The organism is Methermicoccus shengliensis DSM 18856, from assembly GCF_000711905.1.
GTDB classification, from domain to species: Archaea; Halobacteriota; Methanosarcinia; order DSM-18856; family Methermicoccaceae; genus Methermicoccus; species Methermicoccus shengliensis.
Genome location: NZ_JONQ01000007.1, coordinates 182,462 through 196,992 on the forward strand (window position 1 = coordinate 182,462; position 14,531 = coordinate 196,992).

Consider the following 14,531-nt stretch of genomic DNA (forward strand, 5'->3'; position numbering starts at 1 on the left):
CTTCACTGAGAGGTGGATGCATGCTCGAGCTGCTAAGAGAGTCGCTGAAGGGGTGCCCGATAGTGATGAAAGGTGGTTATCCATACTTCGTGCACCCCCTCACGGATGGTGTGCCCATGATACCACCCCACCTTTTAAGGGAGGTGGCAGGGGAGATTGCGCGCATTGCACACACTGATGTGGACAAGATCATCACCGTTGAGGCGATGGGGATACCCATAGGCTCTGCCCTCTCACTGCACACGGGCATCCCACTGTGCATCGTGCGAAAGCGCAGCTATGGTCTCGATGGCGAGGTGTGCATTGAGCAGCACACTGGCTACTCGCGCTCCAGCCTGTACATCAACGGCATCCACAGGGGAGACAGGCTGCTCGTGGTGGATGACGTGGTGAGCACGGGAGGAACGATGATTTCGCTGCTCACCGCCCTCCAGAAGATGGGAGCAGATGTGAGAGATGTGGTGGTGGTGTTCAAGAGGGGCGAGGGGCTCAGCAGAGTGGAGAGCACGATGGGAAGAAAGATTAAGTACCTGCTCGAGGTCGAGGTGGTGGACAACACGCTCGTAGAGGTGCACACACAATGAAGCTCGACCCATGGGGCTCTGGGGCGCTGGAGGATTATGAGAGGCTGTTCGGGGAGTTTGGAATCCAGCCATTTGAGCCTCTGCTCTCGAGGATGCCAAACCCCCACAGGCTGATGCGAAGACGAATAATATTCGGGCACAGGGAGTACGACGTAGTGCTCGATGCCATGAAGGCTGGTGAGCCCTTTGGAGTGATGAGTGGGTTCATGCCCAGCGGGAGGGCTCACCTTGGCGGCAAGATGGTGATGGAGGAGGTGATATGGCATCAGCACATGGGGGCACACGCACACGTGGCAATCGCAGACATCGAGGCTCATGTTGTCAGGGGCATTCCCTGGGAGCGATGCAGGCAGCTGGGCATGGAGGAATACGTGCTCAGCATGATAGCACTTGGACTCAAGCCAGACGCCCACATATATTTTCAGTCGGCCTCCGAGAGCATAAAGAGCCTCGCGCTCGAGCTCGCATCAAAGGCAAACCTCAGCGAACTCATGGCGATATACGGCTTCTCTGGGGAGACCAGCATTGCCCACATGCACGCTCCCCTGATACAGAGTGCGGACATCCTGAGCCCCCAGCTCACACAGCCCATGCCCGTGGTGGTGCCCGTGGGCTCTGACCAGGACCCCCACATAAGGCTCACGAGGGACCTTGCCGACAGGATGAACATGCTCTCGGTGTTCCAGGACCCAAACGGCGGCGGGGTGAAGGTGTATCTCCGAGATGCCCCAAGAGAGATGCTCGAGGAGCTAACGGATGAGCTCATCAACAGGTTTGGCATAACATCCCATGAAGGGCACATCGACGTTCAGGGAGATGGCGTATCAGCCGAGCAGGTACTTCAAGAGGTGCAAAGAGCTGCCCGCACCGTGGAAAGGCGGCATGGTGGCTTTGGCTTCATCCCTCCTTCATCGATATACCACAAGTTCATGGAGGGGCTAACAGGAGGTAAGATGTCCTCGAGCAAGCCCGAGAGCTACATCGCCCTCACAGAGCCTCCCGAGCAGGCGGCAAAAAAGGTGATGAGGGCAAAGACTGGGGGAAGGACGAGCCTTAAAGAGCAAAGGGAAATGGGCGGTGTGCCCGAGCAGTGCGTGGTGTATGCCATGCTGCTCTTTCACCTGATTGAAGATGACGAACAGCTCACCGAGATTTACACACAGTGCAGGGCTGGAGAGAGGATGTGTGGCCAGTGCAAGCAGGAGGCTGCTGATGCAGTGTACCGTTTTCTAAAGGAGCATCAGGAAAAGCGAGAGCAGGCAAGGGATATGCTCGATGAATACCATATCCTAATGTGAATCACCGCCTTCTTGAATCACCGCCTTCTTTTTTCTCTCACGCCAAACACCGATGGCACGTGAAGGATGTACTCTCCATTTTCCTTTACCGCTATCACAATCTCCCGTCTCTTGAGCAGCATCTCGAGGTTCAGCTCATATGAGCCTGGCTGCAATATCCTTATGCTCTCTATGCGCTTTCCACTCTCTGGCGTGCGCTCATCCTTTGAGATGAACTCGTCCACATCCCTTATCAGCAAATCCACTGGATTGGAAGGGGGCGCCTCCGCTGTCTCGGGAAGGGACTTTTCTGGCACGTACAGAAACTTGTTCCATCCGCACTTGGGACATCCCTCGAGGATGGTCATATCCCCGCTCTGAAACACGGCCCCACACCGTGTGCACCTGTGAGCCATCGATACCCCCTTCCCCTGAGTTGAAAAATAGTTTGTGGTGGCTGGTGGCTACGCTACCTTCGCATCCTCTGAAGCTGCTCCACAGCCCGCTTCACACACTCTTCGAGCAGCTCCACGCCCTTCCCCCTGACCTCGAGCCCGGCTGCCGCTGGATGCCCCCCTCCTCCTCCATCCACGTCCCTCGCCATTTTCGAGAGCAGCTCCCCGAGGTTCAGCCCTGCAGAAACCACTTCCCTTCTCGCCCTTGCGCTGATTCTAACACCCTCCTCGAGCGGCGTGGCAACAAACGCAGCATCTGCCCCAAGTCCCACCAGCCCAGCCGAGGCGGCATCGGTGAAGGAGCTCACTTTCGAGCTTGCCACCACGAACTCCCCTGCCCTGTGCAACTGCATCCTCTGCGCAGCCTTGAGCACCGCCTGCCTCATCGAGGGGTCCTGTGGGGTGGTGGATATTATATCCAGCACCTCGCCATAGCTCACAAGACCCTCAGATAGTATCTCGGAGATGTGAAGAAACGTGCTACTCCTGGCATGCCTGAGATGGCCAGTGTCGGTGATGATGCCAGCGAGCAGGGCTATTGAGACCATTCTCGTGAGGGGAATGCGCCAGCAGCGCAGCATCTTGAGCAGTATCTCCGATGTGGAGGTCTCGGGCTCGTTGATGAACAGCTCCGCATTCTCTTCAAGCTCATAGGTCACATGATGGTCGACTACGCAGTACCTCCTTAAGGGGAGGTTGTTGAGCTGGGTCGTGTTGGAGGTGTCCACGACCACCACGAGTTCATAATCCTCTGTCGAGGGAGACTCTATGGGACTTATCCCAAGATACGCACACATCACCTTGGCAACCCTGTTGAGATTATCAGCAAGCCCCACGTCTCCACCAAACAGCGTCCTTAGCACAAAGGCACTGCCTATTGCATCGGCATCGGCGTTCTTATGGCACAGATACAGCAGCTCACCTTTGGCTTCCTTGAGCAGCTCCTTTAGCCTCTGATACTCAGCACACCTTTCTGTCAACTGCCCCACCTTTCTACTGGTAGTTGTTTAACATTTCGGAGGGACGATGCCAGCCAGCGCACACGCGAGCCTCATGCGCACTCCCCACACCCTGCCCTGCTGCACGCTCTTCAGCTCGATGGGGCTCAGCAGCCTCATCGCCACACTGAGCAGCACATCACGGCTAAAAAGCACATCATACGTCCTTCTGATGGCATATGCCCCCTCGATACATCCGAGCATGTGCTGCCTCCACAGCCGCTCGTACTCGCACAGCTCTCTGCCATGGAGCACGTGCTCTGCCGCACACATCCCAGCCAGCCTTCCAGCAGCCAGTGCCAGCGGAATGCCCCCTCCGGTCGTGGATACCACGTGAGATGCAGCATCGCCAGCGATGAGCACGGCATCGGTGCACGTGCACTTGGGGGGCATCCCACAGGGCACGAGCCCCCCTCCTCTCGCCACTGCCACTCCCTCCCCGAGCTTTGGGCTCGCATGGGAGCTGTGCACGAAAGTGTGAAGGCGGCTGCGAGCGCCCGACCCATATATTAGCCTCGACCCAACCCCCACGTTTGCCCTGTGGGCAGAGTGAGGTATGACCCACCCATATCCCCCGGGGGCAAACCTCCTGCCAAAGTACATCTCCACCACATCAGGCTCCACCTCCACGCCATCCCTCACCTCATAAAGACAGAACGCGAGGTCGCTCTTGCTCCTGTGCCGCACGAGCCCGCTCTGGGACGCCACCTTCGAGAGGGGGCCGTCTGCCCCGATTACCACCTGTGCCTTCACACACTCGCGCACCCCTCGCACATCGAGTGTGAGCGCGCACCCGCTGCCCCCTGAGGCGAGACGCTCGAGGCGGGCGGCAGGCAGCACCTCCGCCCCAGCCCTTGCTGCACTCTTCGCAAGCAGCTCGTCCATTCTTGCCCTGTCAAGCACCCATCCATCCACCTCGAACTGCTTAGAGGTGCCATCTGGAGCCACCATGCGCTGGAGTGATGTGGTGTTCACCCTTGCCCTGCTCACGATGGACAGCTCCTCCTCGATGTGGGGAATGGATAGCAGCTCTTCAAGCTCGTGAGGCTGGGGAAGAAAGCCAGCGCACTGCACGGGTGTGCCCACCCTCGCATGCTCCTCCACCACGAGCACGGAAGCCCCCATCTCTGCCGCCATCTTCGCTGCCGCAAGCCCAGCTGGGCCAGCTCCGACCACCACAATCTGCCAGCGCTCACTCATGGGAGGCTCTCAAAAGGTCAATGGCATCTCTGAGGGGCAGCACCTGCTGTTCCCCAGTGACAAGGTCCCTTAACGTGAGGCTCTGCTCATTCATCTCTCTTTCACCCACTATCACCGCATATCTCGCACCCAAGGCATTTGCCCTGCTGAGCTGCTCCCTTATCGACCTCTTCATCACATCGAGCTCCACCTCAAGCCCAGTACCCTTGCGCAGCTGTTGAGCCACTCCGATGGCATAGCGGTATGTGTCCCCCACGTTCACCACAACCACCCTACTCGCCCTCTCAAGCGGGGGCTCACACACCTCCATCACCCTATCAAAGCCTATGCCAAACCCGCACGAGCTCACAGGCTCTCCACCAAAGAGCTCGGAGAGGGCATAGGAGCCCCCGCCACACACCTGGCTCTCTGCCCCAAGACCCTCCGCATATGCCTCAAACACAATACCAGTGTAGTAATCCAGCCCCCTCACTATCCCGAAGTCCACATCAAAGGGCACCTCATATGCCTCGAGCAGCTCGAGCGTCCTCTCAAGAACCTCAAGCCCCTCAGAGGCCGAAATCTCGGACGCCTGCTCGATGCGGGAAAAGGCGTCCCCTCTAAGCTCCATCAGCGCTTCCAAAGGCTCGAGCACATATGCCATTCCCATCTCCACGAGATATGTGGCAAGCTGCTCCATCTCGTGCTTGTCGAGAAGCCTGAGCACAGAGCGCCTCTGCTCCTCGCTCAACCCCCTCAGCAACCCGCCCACCACATCGAGGTGGCTCACGTTGATAGTGGTGTGCACGCCCACGCTGGATAGCAGCGCATATGCGAGAGCCATTGCCTCGGCATCAGCATACACCTCTCTTCCTCCTATGAGCTCTGCTCCAAACTGCCAGAACTCCCTGAACCTCCCCCTCTGTGGGCGCTCATACCTGAAGCAGTTGCCAAAGTAGTATAGTCTGAGCGGCTTTGGGGCACGCTGCATGCTCTCCACATACATCCTCACGACGGGCGCGGTGAGCTCTGGACGCAGTGCCAGCTCTCTTCCAGACTTGTCAGTAAAGGCATAGAGTTCCTCCTTTATTGCCTCTCCAGACCTGAGGGTGAACAGCTCGAGGTGCTCGAATGTGGGCGTCGCAACCTCGCCATATCCCCAGCTCTCGGCGATGCGCCTCATTGTGCGCTCCACGGCCCTTCTCCTCTCCATCTCCTCCGGGTAAAAGTCCCTCGTGCCCCGAGGTCTGGGTATCCTCATACCCTACCCCTTGATTGGTGCTCACTTAAGCATTTCGAGCTGTGCCCCCTCGAACCCGAGTATCAGGCGTCTTGCCCACATGAGCTTTTTTCTCTTTAGGGGCCCCTTGCTCGCATCATAAAAGTCAAAGCCCAGCAGCACCACCTTGCTTGCCCCAAACGCTCCCGCCAAAAACACGCACCTGTCCCCGTCGGTAAATCCACCAAAGTTGTACACCTCATCGAACGGTATGCTCTGGGTTGTGGGGATGACGTTCTTCAGCCTTGGCACGTACTCTCTGAGCAGGGGAATGTTGTCCCCATGGGCATGCACCACCACGAGAGAGCCCATCCTGTTGGCAGCGATGATGTCGCACATGTTGCCATCGAGGTCACTCACAATTATGTGGGGCACCATCTTGAGAGATAGTAGCACGCTCGTGGCTCCATCGGCTGCGATGAGCACCGAACCATCGAGCATCCTCCTTTCTTTCGCTCTTTTTAGGTCGGAGGCGAGCCTTGCAGCCTTGCCGCACACCAGTGTCCGCCTTTTCTCGATGAGTTCCTTAAGCTTCTCAATGGGTGCCCTGTTGTTCGCCTCTGAGATGAGAGTGCACAGCAGCCTCGCCGCCCGCTCATCTGCGTCCCTCTCAAATCCAAAATCCCTCAAAATGTGTTCGTACACTGGCAGCCACCACCCCATATCTGCATTGGGTGGAGCTGTGATGTGAGCCATGGGTGTTGATGTGGTGTAAAGTATTTTTAATGTTGAGGTATAGCTTGTGGCGGTGAGGTAATGCTTGGTGTGATAGCTGGCACCAACCTTCGAGGCTCGAGGTTGCTCTCTGGGCTCAAGGAGTGCCTCGTGGAGAGCCCATATGGCAGAGCTGTGTGCCACGTTGGCGATGATGTAGTGCTGCTGTTGAGGCACGGACCATCCCACAGCGTTCCTCCACACAAAATCAACCACAGGGCAAACATAGCCGCCCTTGTGAACCTCGATGTGGACGAGGTGGTCAGCGTAAACTCGTGCGGAAGCCTGAAAGAGGCAGTGAAGAGGGGCTGGTTCATGGTGCCCCACGACTTCGTGTGCCTCTGGGACTCAATCACCTTCTTCGAGGACGAGGTGTATCACGCCACGCCAGAAATGGACGAGAATCTCAGGAGAAAGCTGGTGGAGGCTGTGAGAGCCTGTGGCGAGGCCGTGTACGAGCGGGGTGTGTATGTGCAGGTGAGGGGGCCAAGGCTCGAGACCAAAGCCGAGGTGCACTTCCTCGGCACGTTTGGGGACGTGGTGGGCATGACCCTCGCCTCGGAGGCCACACTGTGCTGTGAACTCGGGATACCCTTTGCCAGCCTGTGCTCGGTGGATAACTACGCCAATGGAGTCGTGGGGAAGACCACCATGCAGGACGTGTTCGATGCTGCGACGGCCAGCAGGGAGAGGGTGGAGCGGGTGCTCGATGTGCTGATGGCAAATGAGGGGCAAGAGGGTTGCGCCCAAGGCGCCCAAGGATAAGCTTATTTATGAGATGGCATATGAAAATCTATAGCACTTCGAGGGAGAGGTGCAGAGAGAAATCACAATCATCACTTCAACCCTGAATGCGGATACACTGGTATGAAGGCGAGGAGCGGAACACGAGTCAGGTGAGGCTTGAGAAGTATGTGGCGAGTCCACCGGAATGCTATCCGCCATAGGTATTGAGCCAGCTGAGGGTGATGTGATTTCTTTTTCTGCGTTCCTCCCATCAAGGGGGTGTAAAGTTCATGCAGAATTCAGACGCTACTACCAAGTACCTCATACACGCCAAAATAAGTGCAGATGGAGTTATAGAGAGGCCAGACGTGGTGGGGGCCATATTTGGTCAGACTGAGGGCCTCCTCGGAAGTGATCTCGACCTTAGAGACCTCCAAAAGAGCGGCAGGATCGGCAGGATAGAGGTCAACCTCAAGCTCAAAAATGGCAAGGCGAGGGGCACGATTGATATTCCCTCGAGCCTCGACAAGGTGGAGACCGCCATCCTTGCCGCAGCACTGGAGACCATAGACAGGATAGGGCCGTGCGTGTCCAAGATAGAGGTCGTCAAGATAGAAGACGTGCGAGCCTCGAAGCGCAAATGGATTGTGGAGAGGGCAAAGCAAATCCTCATTGAGGCATTCGATACCTCTGTGCCCGAGAGTCAGGAGCTTGCCGAGGAGGTAAAGCAGTCTGTGCGCACCGAAGAGCTGTGCTACTGGGGCCCAGAGAGACTTCCAGCAGGGCCAAACATCGATGACTCAGATGCCATACTGATAGTGGAGGGGAGGGCAGATGTGCTGAACCTCCTGAAGTATGGCATCAAGAACGCCATAGCCATCGGCGGAACTAACGTCCCGTCCTCCATCGCCCAGCTCTCCAAGAACAAGGTCGTCACGGCCTTCACAGATGGCGATAGGGGTGGCGAGCTAATCATAAAGGAGCTGCTGAGGGTAGCCGATATCGACTACATAGCAAGGGCACCAGATGGCAAGGGCGTGGAGGAGCTCGTACATAAAGAGATCGTGAGGGCACTGAGGCAGAAGGTGCCCGTGGACAGGGTGAGAGATTACTACCTGCGGCCCACGCCGAGAAGGCGGCATGTGAACAGGGTAGAGAGCGAGACGGCACATGCCGCCGTGACCAAGACCCCACTCCCCGAGCCCGCCGAGCCCGCCGAGGAGGTCGAGCCCACAGGGAAGGCCAATGAGCAGGCTGTTGAAGAGCCTTCCGAGGCGAAGGTGGAGATCGAGGTCGAGAGCAGGCAGGCATCCCTGAGGAGGCAAGTGGAGCAGGTCAACGGTACTGGCGTTGCAAGGCTGCTGGACGGGGAGTACAGCGTGTTAAAGGAGCTCAGTGTGGCAGAGCTCGCCGATGGTCTAAAGGAGCTAAATGGCACTGTGAAGGCTGCCGTGTTCGACGGTGTGATCACCCAGAGGCTGCTCGACATTGCGGCCACGAAGAATATCGAGTGTGTGGTGGGCGCAAAGCTCGGAAGCCTCGTGAAGGTGCCTGCCAACGTCAAGGTGATGACGTTCGACTCTGTATGAACCTGCTCTGCACACGCGACTTGGGAAAGCGCAGTGAGCTTGGGAAAGCGCAGTGAGCTTGGGAAAGCGCAGGGAGACCACTGTGGGTTGGCGTCCACATAAATTGCAAGTTAACTTTTTGATGCAGCTATTGCAGGGGCTGCGGTCACCCAAGCTCATGTTAGCATGCACCAGGCACTCCTGAGGCGGTGAGAGCGGTTCGGCTGTTGTGGACGCGGGCGTGGCAGCGAGCCCGACCAAGCCTGGGGAGTCGGTCGAGCACAGCCAGAGCGTACGGTGAAAGCATCCTAAGGACTACACACCGTCTGACGGTGAGTGGTTGACCACGAGAATCGCATCACCCGCCCTCTCAAACAGAAGGAAAACTCGAAAGTTATTTAAAGAGCTGAAGGGATGGAGTAGCTCGCCCAGAGGGTGGTCAATGCCCAGCAACCCAGCCGATATTCCAAAGGAGTATAATGCCACTGCCGTCGAGCAAAAGTGGCAGAGCGTGTGGAAAGACGAGATGTACTACTTTGATGAGCACTCTGAAAAGCCAACGTACATCATAGATACCCCTCCTCCCTACCCCACGGGCAACTTCCACATAGGCAACGCCCTGAACTGGTGCTACATAGACTTCATAGCCAGATACAAGCGAATGCGGGGCTATAACGTCATGTTCCCACAGGGCTGGGATTGCCATGGACTGCCCACCGAGGTGAAGGTGGAGGAGATACACGGCATAACAAAGAATCAGGTGCCCAGAGCAGAGTTCAGAAGGCTGTGTGAAGAGCTCACCCTGTCCAACATTGAACACATGCGCCGTACGATGAGAAGGCTGGGGTTCTCTGTGGACTGGAGCAACGAGTACATCACCATGAAACCTGAGTACTATGTCCAGACCCAGATATCGTTCGTCAGAATGTACGAAAGGGGGCTCATATACAGGGATGACCATCCAGTAAACTGGTGCCCAAGGTGTGAGACCGCCATTGCGTATGCAGAAGTTGAGTACAAGAACAAGCAGGGGGTGCTCAACTTCCTCCACTTCGATTCGCTGGACATCGCCACCACGAGACCAGAGCTTCTGTGTGCGTGTGTGGCGGTTGCCGTGCATCCAGAGGACGAGCGCTATCGGGACATGGTGGGAAAGAGGCTTAAAGTTCCGCTGTTTGGGCACGAGGTCGAGGTGATAGCCGATGAGGCGGTTGACCCAGCGTTCGGCACTGGAGCAGTGATGATATGCACGTTTGGAGACAAGCAGGACGTCAGGTGGTGGAAGAAACACTCCCTGCCCTTACGAGCTGCCATCGACCGAAAGGGAAGAATGACGGCGATTGCGGGTGAGTTTGCTGGGCTCACAATCGAGGAGTGCAGGGATGCGGTAGTGGAGGCTCTCAAAGAGGGGGGATACCTGTATGACCAGCAGGATGTGGAGCAGAGCGTTGGGGTATGCTGGAGGTGCAAGTCCAGAATAGAGATTCTCTCGGAGCCCCAGTGGTTCGTGAGAGTGCTTCCAGAGAGGGTGCTCGAGAGGGCACGGGAGGTACGGTGGGTTCCAGAGCACATGCTCACGAGGCTGGTGAACTGGGTCGAGGAGATGGAATGGGACTGGTGCATCTCGAGACAGAGGGTGTTTGCAACGCCCATTCCAGTGTGGTACTGCACGAGATGCGGCAAAGAGCACGTAGCCTCAGAAGGGGAGTTGCCAGTGGACCCCACACACACTCCCTACACTGGTCCATGCCCTCACTGTGGCGGTGAGGAGTTCGTGCCAGAGGAGGATGTGCTCGATACATGGATGGACTCTTCCATCTCGGCACTACACGTGGGTAGATGGCTTTCGGACTCCCCCATGCTACCCACACAGCTTCGACCACAGGGACATGACATCATCCGCACATGGGCGTTCTACACGCTCCTCAGGGCAGATGTCCTTGTGGACACCAAGCCATGGGATACCATCGTAATCAACGGAATGGTGCTCGGAGAGGATGGGCACAAGATGTCCAAGTCGCTGGGCAACATCATCCAGCCAGAGGAGGTGGTGGAAAGATACGGGGCAGATGCCTTCAGGCAGTGGGCTGCCATCGGGGGCTCGACTGGCTCGGACATCATGTTCAGATGGAAGGATGTGGTGGCCGCCTCCCGTTTCCAGCAGAAGCTGTGGAACATCGCGAGGTTTGCGCGTCTCGCTGGAGCCAAGAAAGAAGAGCAAAAACCCACGCTGAGGACAGCGGACAGGTGGATACTCTCCAAGCTCCAAAGGCTCGTGGAGGAGTGCATCGCCCACATGGATGCCTACGAGTTCGACGAGACTCTGAAGGCAATACGGATGTTTGCATGGGAGGTGCTCGCCGACAACTACATAGAACTCGTCAAAGGCAGGCTATATGGTGAGGACGAGCAGGGAAAACGTGCCGCCCAGTACACGCTGGGTGATGTGGTGCTCACCCTCGCGAGGCTGATTGCTCCCTTCATGCCACATCTAGCAGAGGAGATACACTCTCTGTTCGAGGATAAAAGTGTACATGTACAGCCATACCCCTGCGTGAAGGAAGAGCTGATAGACGAGGGTGCCGAGCGGGAGGGTGAACTCATTGCCAGCATCACATCCGCCATCCGAAGATACAAATCCGAGCACAAGATTGCCCTCAACGCCCCACTCAAAGAGATTATAGTGTACACCAATGGCACGCTGCCAGACACCGTAGATATCTCCAACGCCACCAATAGCAAAACGAGGGTCATCACCCACCCACCAGTGCTCGAAAGAAGGGTGAAGGGGTTCACACCCAACATGGCAGTGCTCGGACCGCTGCTGAGGGCTGATGCCAAGCGAGCAATCGATGCCATGCAAAAGATGAGGGAGGATGAGCTACTGAAGATGGTGGAGGAGGGCACCATCAGGGTGCAGCTCGACGGAAAGCAGATAGAGGTGCCATCCAATGCCATCCACATAGAAGAAGAGTTCCTCGTCGAGGGCGAGAGAGTGGACGTAATCGAAATCGACGGGGCGACGTTGCTCGTGGTACGATGAAGTGAGCACTGTTGATTATAATCAACATGTCTAATCAACATGTCAGAAGGCGGCTCGTGCTCAATATCAAAGAGATAAAGCCAACCCATACACATATATACGCCAAGGAGTGGAGGCTTTAGCCCAGATGATACTGGAGGATGCCCGCAAGGTACTATCTGAGGGGCACGTTTGCGACCACTGCCTCGGAAGACTGTTTGGCAGGCTGTCCACCGGACTTTCCAACAGCGAGAGGGGAAAGGCTATCAGGGTGGTGCTCTCCCTCGAGGATGATGTAAGGAATGAGCAGTTTCTCCACTCAGGTGGAGTGTGCTGGATATGCAACGGGCTGTTCGAGCAGCTGCCCATGTGGGCCAAGCGGGCGCTCGATGCCCTAAGAGAATACGAGTTTCACACGTATCTCGTGGGCACGCACCTGTCGGGCATGCTCGCCGCCAGTGAGGAGATGGCATGGTCAATGCTCTCAGAGCTGCATGCCGAGCCTTTAAAGGCAGAGATAAACAGAGAGGTGGGAAAGCTCATAGGAGAGGCCACTGGAAAGGATGTGGACTTTGAGCATCCCGATGTGGTGGTGCTGCTTGACCTCGAAGGGGATGCTGTGGAGGTAAAGCCCTCACCCATATTCATCATGGGAAGGTACCGAAAGCTCATAAGGGGTATTCCCCAGACCAGATGGCCCCACAGGGCATGCAGAGGAAAAGGGTGCGAGGGCTGTGGGTTCACGGGAAGGCAGTATCCAGAGAGTGTGGACGAGCTCATATCTGCACCGGTGGTGGAAGCCTTTCTGGCAAAGGACACTGCATTTCATGGCTGCGGCAGGGAGGATATCGATGCGAGGATGCTGGGGAGGGGAAGGCCATTTGTGCTCGAGGTTATATCTCCCAAAAGGCGCACCATCGACCTTGAGGAGCTGGAACGAGTGATTAACGAGCATGCCGAGGGCAAGGTGGAGGTCAAAGGCCTGACATATACCACGAGAAAGACCGTGGAGAGGCTGAAGGCCGCCAAGTATCCAAAGCGCTACCGCATAAAGGTGCTGCTCGAGCACGAGGTGTCCCCAGAGCTCATCATCCATGCCCTCGAGGACATCACGAGCAACAGAATAGCCCAGCGAACCCCAAAGAGGGTTGCCCACAGACGTGCCGACAAAGTGAGATACAGGAGGGTGTACGAGGCGAGACTGGTGGCTCTGGAGGGCACATGGGCTGAGATAGAGCTCAGGTGTGAGAGCGGCATGTATGTCAAGGAGCTGGTGTCTGGAGACGAGGGGAGAACTGTTCCCTCGCTCTCGCAGCTGCTGGGTGTGGGGGCCAGCGTAGAGGAGCTGGACGTTCTCGATGTGGAAGATGAGAGTTTCTTGGCCGAGACAAACTGAGTGGAAAGGACTCAGAAAGAAGAGAATGTCTTTCAGAAACAAGACGAAGTTACCCCTCTCTCCTTCTTGCTATCCTCGACTGCAGGGAATGAAACACCGAGAAACCCTCTGCATGCCACGGCTCTCCCCCTGTATCGAAGGAGACCATATCCTTGCTGTACAGCGCGTGGGGGGAGTGTCTTGCAACCACCCTGCACGAGCCAGCATACAGCCTGAGCCTGACCCACCCGCTCACATACCTCTGGGTGGAGTCCATGAAGGCGTTCAGGTCCTCAAACAGGGGCTCATCCACGAGCCCAAAGTATGCAAGCTCTGCCCACTGCTGCTCCAGCACACGCTTGAGCTGTAGCTGACGATACGTCAGCGTGAGCGACTCCAAATCCCTGTGTGCCTTGAGCAGTATGGTGGCCGCTGGATGCTCATAGTTCTCCCGCGCTTTAAGCCCCAGCACCCTGTCCTCCATCATGTCTGTGCGCCCAACACCATGCCTTCCTCCGATTTCGTTGAGCGTCTGAACGAGCTTTACGGGCTCGAGACGCTTTCCTTCCACCTCTGTGGGCACACCTCTCTCGAACGATACCGTTATCTCCTCTGGGTGCTCGTCCCTCGTGGGGTCTAAAGTCCACCCATATATCTCCTCTGGAGGCACGCTCTCTGGCTCCTCCAGCACTCCCCCCTCTATGGAGCGAGACCACAGGTTCTCATCGATACTCCATGGCTTCTCCTTGGTGGCTGGCACGGGAATGCCATGCTCTCTTGCGTACTCTATCTCCCACTCACGGGTGAGATTCAGCTCCCGCATGGGGGCGACCACCTCCATGTCGGTGAGCCTGAACACCGCCTCGAACCTGAGCTGGTCATTCCCCTTGCCCGTGCACCCATGGGCAAGGGCAGATGCCCCAACGCGCTCTGCCACCTCCACCACCTTTTTTGCGATGAGGGGGCGCGCAATGGCCGTGCCCAGCACATACCCCTCGTAGCATCCGTTAGCCTTGATGAGCGGGAATAGATAGTCCTCCACGAACTCCCGCTTGGCGTCCACGGTGTAGTGCTCATCGGCGATTGCTCGTGCCTTTCTTTCTGCCATGTCCACATCTGGCTGACCCACGTCCACCACGACGGTGACCACGTGGTCAAAGCCATATCTCTCCCTTAGCAGGGGGACACACACGGACGTATCCAGTCCTCCAGAGTACGCAAGGACCACCTTCTTCATACTCCTCTCTCCCATGGGAATTGAGCACAGGTATTTAAAAGGAGCACTCACATGAACGGGTGCCCTGCACCGTACTTTCGCTTGAGCGCCTCCTCGACTTGGCTCTGAGGCCATCGC

General features: G+C 57.0%; 12 protein-coding genes. 6 read left to right on the forward strand and 6 right to left on the reverse strand.

Annotated elements, in window-relative coordinates; genetic code table 11:
- The first annotated feature begins 20 nt into the window (after nucleotides 1-20).
- Both hpt and BP07_RS01390 read left to right on the forward strand, forming a co-directional pair.
- Nucleotides 21-584: a hypoxanthine/guanine phosphoribosyltransferase gene (gene hpt / locus BP07_RS01385; protein WP_042684603.1), complete on the forward strand. Its 564-nt coding sequence runs from the start codon at nucleotides 21-23 to the stop codon at nucleotides 582-584.
- Entirely contained in the window at nucleotides 581-1,882 is a 1,302-nt protein-coding gene (locus BP07_RS01390) for a tryptophan--tRNA ligase (RefSeq protein ID WP_042684606.1), read from the forward strand. Before hpt ends, BP07_RS01390 begins: the two co-directional genes overlap by 4 nt.
- A 17-nt stretch (nucleotides 1,883-1,899) precedes the next feature.
- Here BP07_RS01390 and BP07_RS01395 read toward each other — a convergent pair whose 3' ends face one another.
- The 5 genes from BP07_RS01395 to BP07_RS01415 are packed head-to-tail and all read right to left on the reverse strand — an operon-like array spanning nucleotide 1,900 to nucleotide 6,468.
- On the reverse strand, nucleotides 1,900-2,277 hold the full coding sequence (locus tag BP07_RS01395) for a Zn-ribbon domain-containing protein (RefSeq protein WP_042684608.1): 378 nt from the start codon (nucleotides 2,275-2,277) through the stop codon (nucleotides 1,900-1,902).
- A gap of 53 nt (nucleotides 2,278-2,330) precedes the next feature.
- Nucleotides 2,331-3,296, reverse strand: a complete 966-nt coding sequence (locus BP07_RS01400) for a DHH family phosphoesterase (RefSeq protein WP_169736225.1) — start codon at nucleotides 3,294-3,296, stop codon at nucleotides 2,331-2,333.
- A gap of 27 nt (nucleotides 3,297-3,323) precedes the next feature.
- The gene (locus BP07_RS01405) at nucleotides 3,324-4,514 is read right to left on the reverse strand and encodes a geranylgeranyl reductase family protein (protein WP_052353098.1); all 1,191 of its coding nucleotides are present in this window, start codon (nucleotides 4,512-4,514) and stop codon (nucleotides 3,324-3,326) included.
- On the reverse strand, nucleotides 4,507-5,754 hold the full coding sequence (gene hisS, locus BP07_RS01410) for a histidine--tRNA ligase (RefSeq protein WP_042684610.1): 1,248 nt from the start codon (nucleotides 5,752-5,754) through the stop codon (nucleotides 4,507-4,509). The genes BP07_RS01405 and hisS overlap by 8 nt, the downstream gene beginning before the upstream one ends.
- Before the next feature lie 21 nt (nucleotides 5,755-5,775).
- Nucleotides 5,776-6,468 (reverse strand): 6-hydroxymethylpterin diphosphokinase MptE-like protein, encoded by a 693-nt coding sequence (locus tag BP07_RS01415; RefSeq protein ID WP_245597018.1) that lies wholly within the window; start codon nucleotides 6,466-6,468, stop codon nucleotides 5,776-5,778.
- A 60-nt stretch (nucleotides 6,469-6,528) separates the two neighbouring features.
- Here BP07_RS01415 and BP07_RS01420 point away from each other — a divergent pair, with 60 nt between their 5' ends.
- From BP07_RS01420 to BP07_RS01435, 4 genes are all read left to right on the forward strand, one after another.
- Nucleotides 6,529-7,251, forward strand: coding sequence for an MTAP family purine nucleoside phosphorylase (locus tag BP07_RS01420; RefSeq protein WP_042684612.1), 723 nt, complete (start codon nucleotides 6,529-6,531; stop codon nucleotides 7,249-7,251).
- A 251-nt stretch (nucleotides 7,252-7,502) separates the two neighbouring features.
- The gene (gene dnaG, locus BP07_RS01425; protein ID WP_042684614.1) at nucleotides 7,503-8,801 is read left to right on the forward strand and encodes a DNA primase DnaG; all 1,299 of its coding nucleotides are present in this window, start codon (nucleotides 7,503-7,505) and stop codon (nucleotides 8,799-8,801) included.
- A 421-nt stretch (nucleotides 8,802-9,222) separates the two neighbouring features.
- Nucleotides 9,223-11,823: a valine--tRNA ligase gene (locus BP07_RS01430; protein ID WP_042684622.1), complete on the forward strand. Its 2,601-nt coding sequence runs from the start codon at nucleotides 9,223-9,225 to the stop codon at nucleotides 11,821-11,823.
- A 127-nt stretch (nucleotides 11,824-11,950) separates the two neighbouring features.
- Nucleotides 11,951-13,198 (forward strand): tRNA pseudouridine(54/55) synthase Pus10, encoded by a 1,248-nt coding sequence (locus tag BP07_RS01435; RefSeq protein WP_042684626.1) that lies wholly within the window; start codon nucleotides 11,951-11,953, stop codon nucleotides 13,196-13,198.
- A gap of 49 nt (nucleotides 13,199-13,247) precedes the next feature.
- Here BP07_RS01435 and BP07_RS01440 read toward each other — a convergent pair whose 3' ends face one another.
- A complete protein-coding gene (locus BP07_RS01440) occupies nucleotides 13,248-14,414 on the reverse strand; it encodes an argininosuccinate synthase (RefSeq protein ID WP_042684628.1) in 1,167 nt (388 codons plus the stop codon).
- Nucleotides 14,415-14,531: the final 117 nt, after the last annotated feature.

Bases quoted from the DNA above. Each gene is read 5' to 3' on its own strand.
- hpt (WP_042684603.1), top strand. From the start codon at position 21: ATGCTCGAGCTGCTAAGAGAGTCGCTGAAGGGGTGCCCGATAGTGATG.
- BP07_RS01390 (WP_042684606.1), top strand. From the start codon at position 581: ATGAAGCTCGACCCATGGGGCTCTGGGGCGCTGGAGGATTATGAGAGG.
- BP07_RS01395 (WP_042684608.1), bottom strand. From the start codon at position 2,277: ATGGCTCACAGGTGCACACGGTGTGGGGCCGTGTTTCAGAGCGGGGAT.
- BP07_RS01405 (WP_052353098.1), bottom strand. From the start codon at position 4,514: ATGAGTGAGCGCTGGCAGATTGTGGTGGTCGGAGCTGGCCCAGCTGGG.
- hisS (WP_042684610.1), bottom strand. From the start codon at position 5,754: ATGAGGATACCCAGACCTCGGGGCACGAGGGACTTTTACCCGGAGGAG.
- BP07_RS01415 (WP_245597018.1), bottom strand. From the start codon at position 6,468: ATGGCTCACATCACAGCTCCACCCAATGCAGATATGGGGTGGTGGCTG.
- BP07_RS01420 (WP_042684612.1), top strand. From the start codon at position 6,529: ATGCTTGGTGTGATAGCTGGCACCAACCTTCGAGGCTCGAGGTTGCTC.
- dnaG (WP_042684614.1), top strand. From the start codon at position 7,503: ATGCAGAATTCAGACGCTACTACCAAGTACCTCATACACGCCAAAATA.
- BP07_RS01430 (WP_042684622.1), top strand. From the start codon at position 9,223: ATGCCCAGCAACCCAGCCGATATTCCAAAGGAGTATAATGCCACTGCC.
- BP07_RS01435 (WP_042684626.1), top strand. From the start codon at position 11,951: ATGATACTGGAGGATGCCCGCAAGGTACTATCTGAGGGGCACGTTTGC.
- BP07_RS01440 (WP_042684628.1), bottom strand. From the start codon at position 14,414: ATGAAGAAGGTGGTCCTTGCGTACTCTGGAGGACTGGATACGTCCGTG.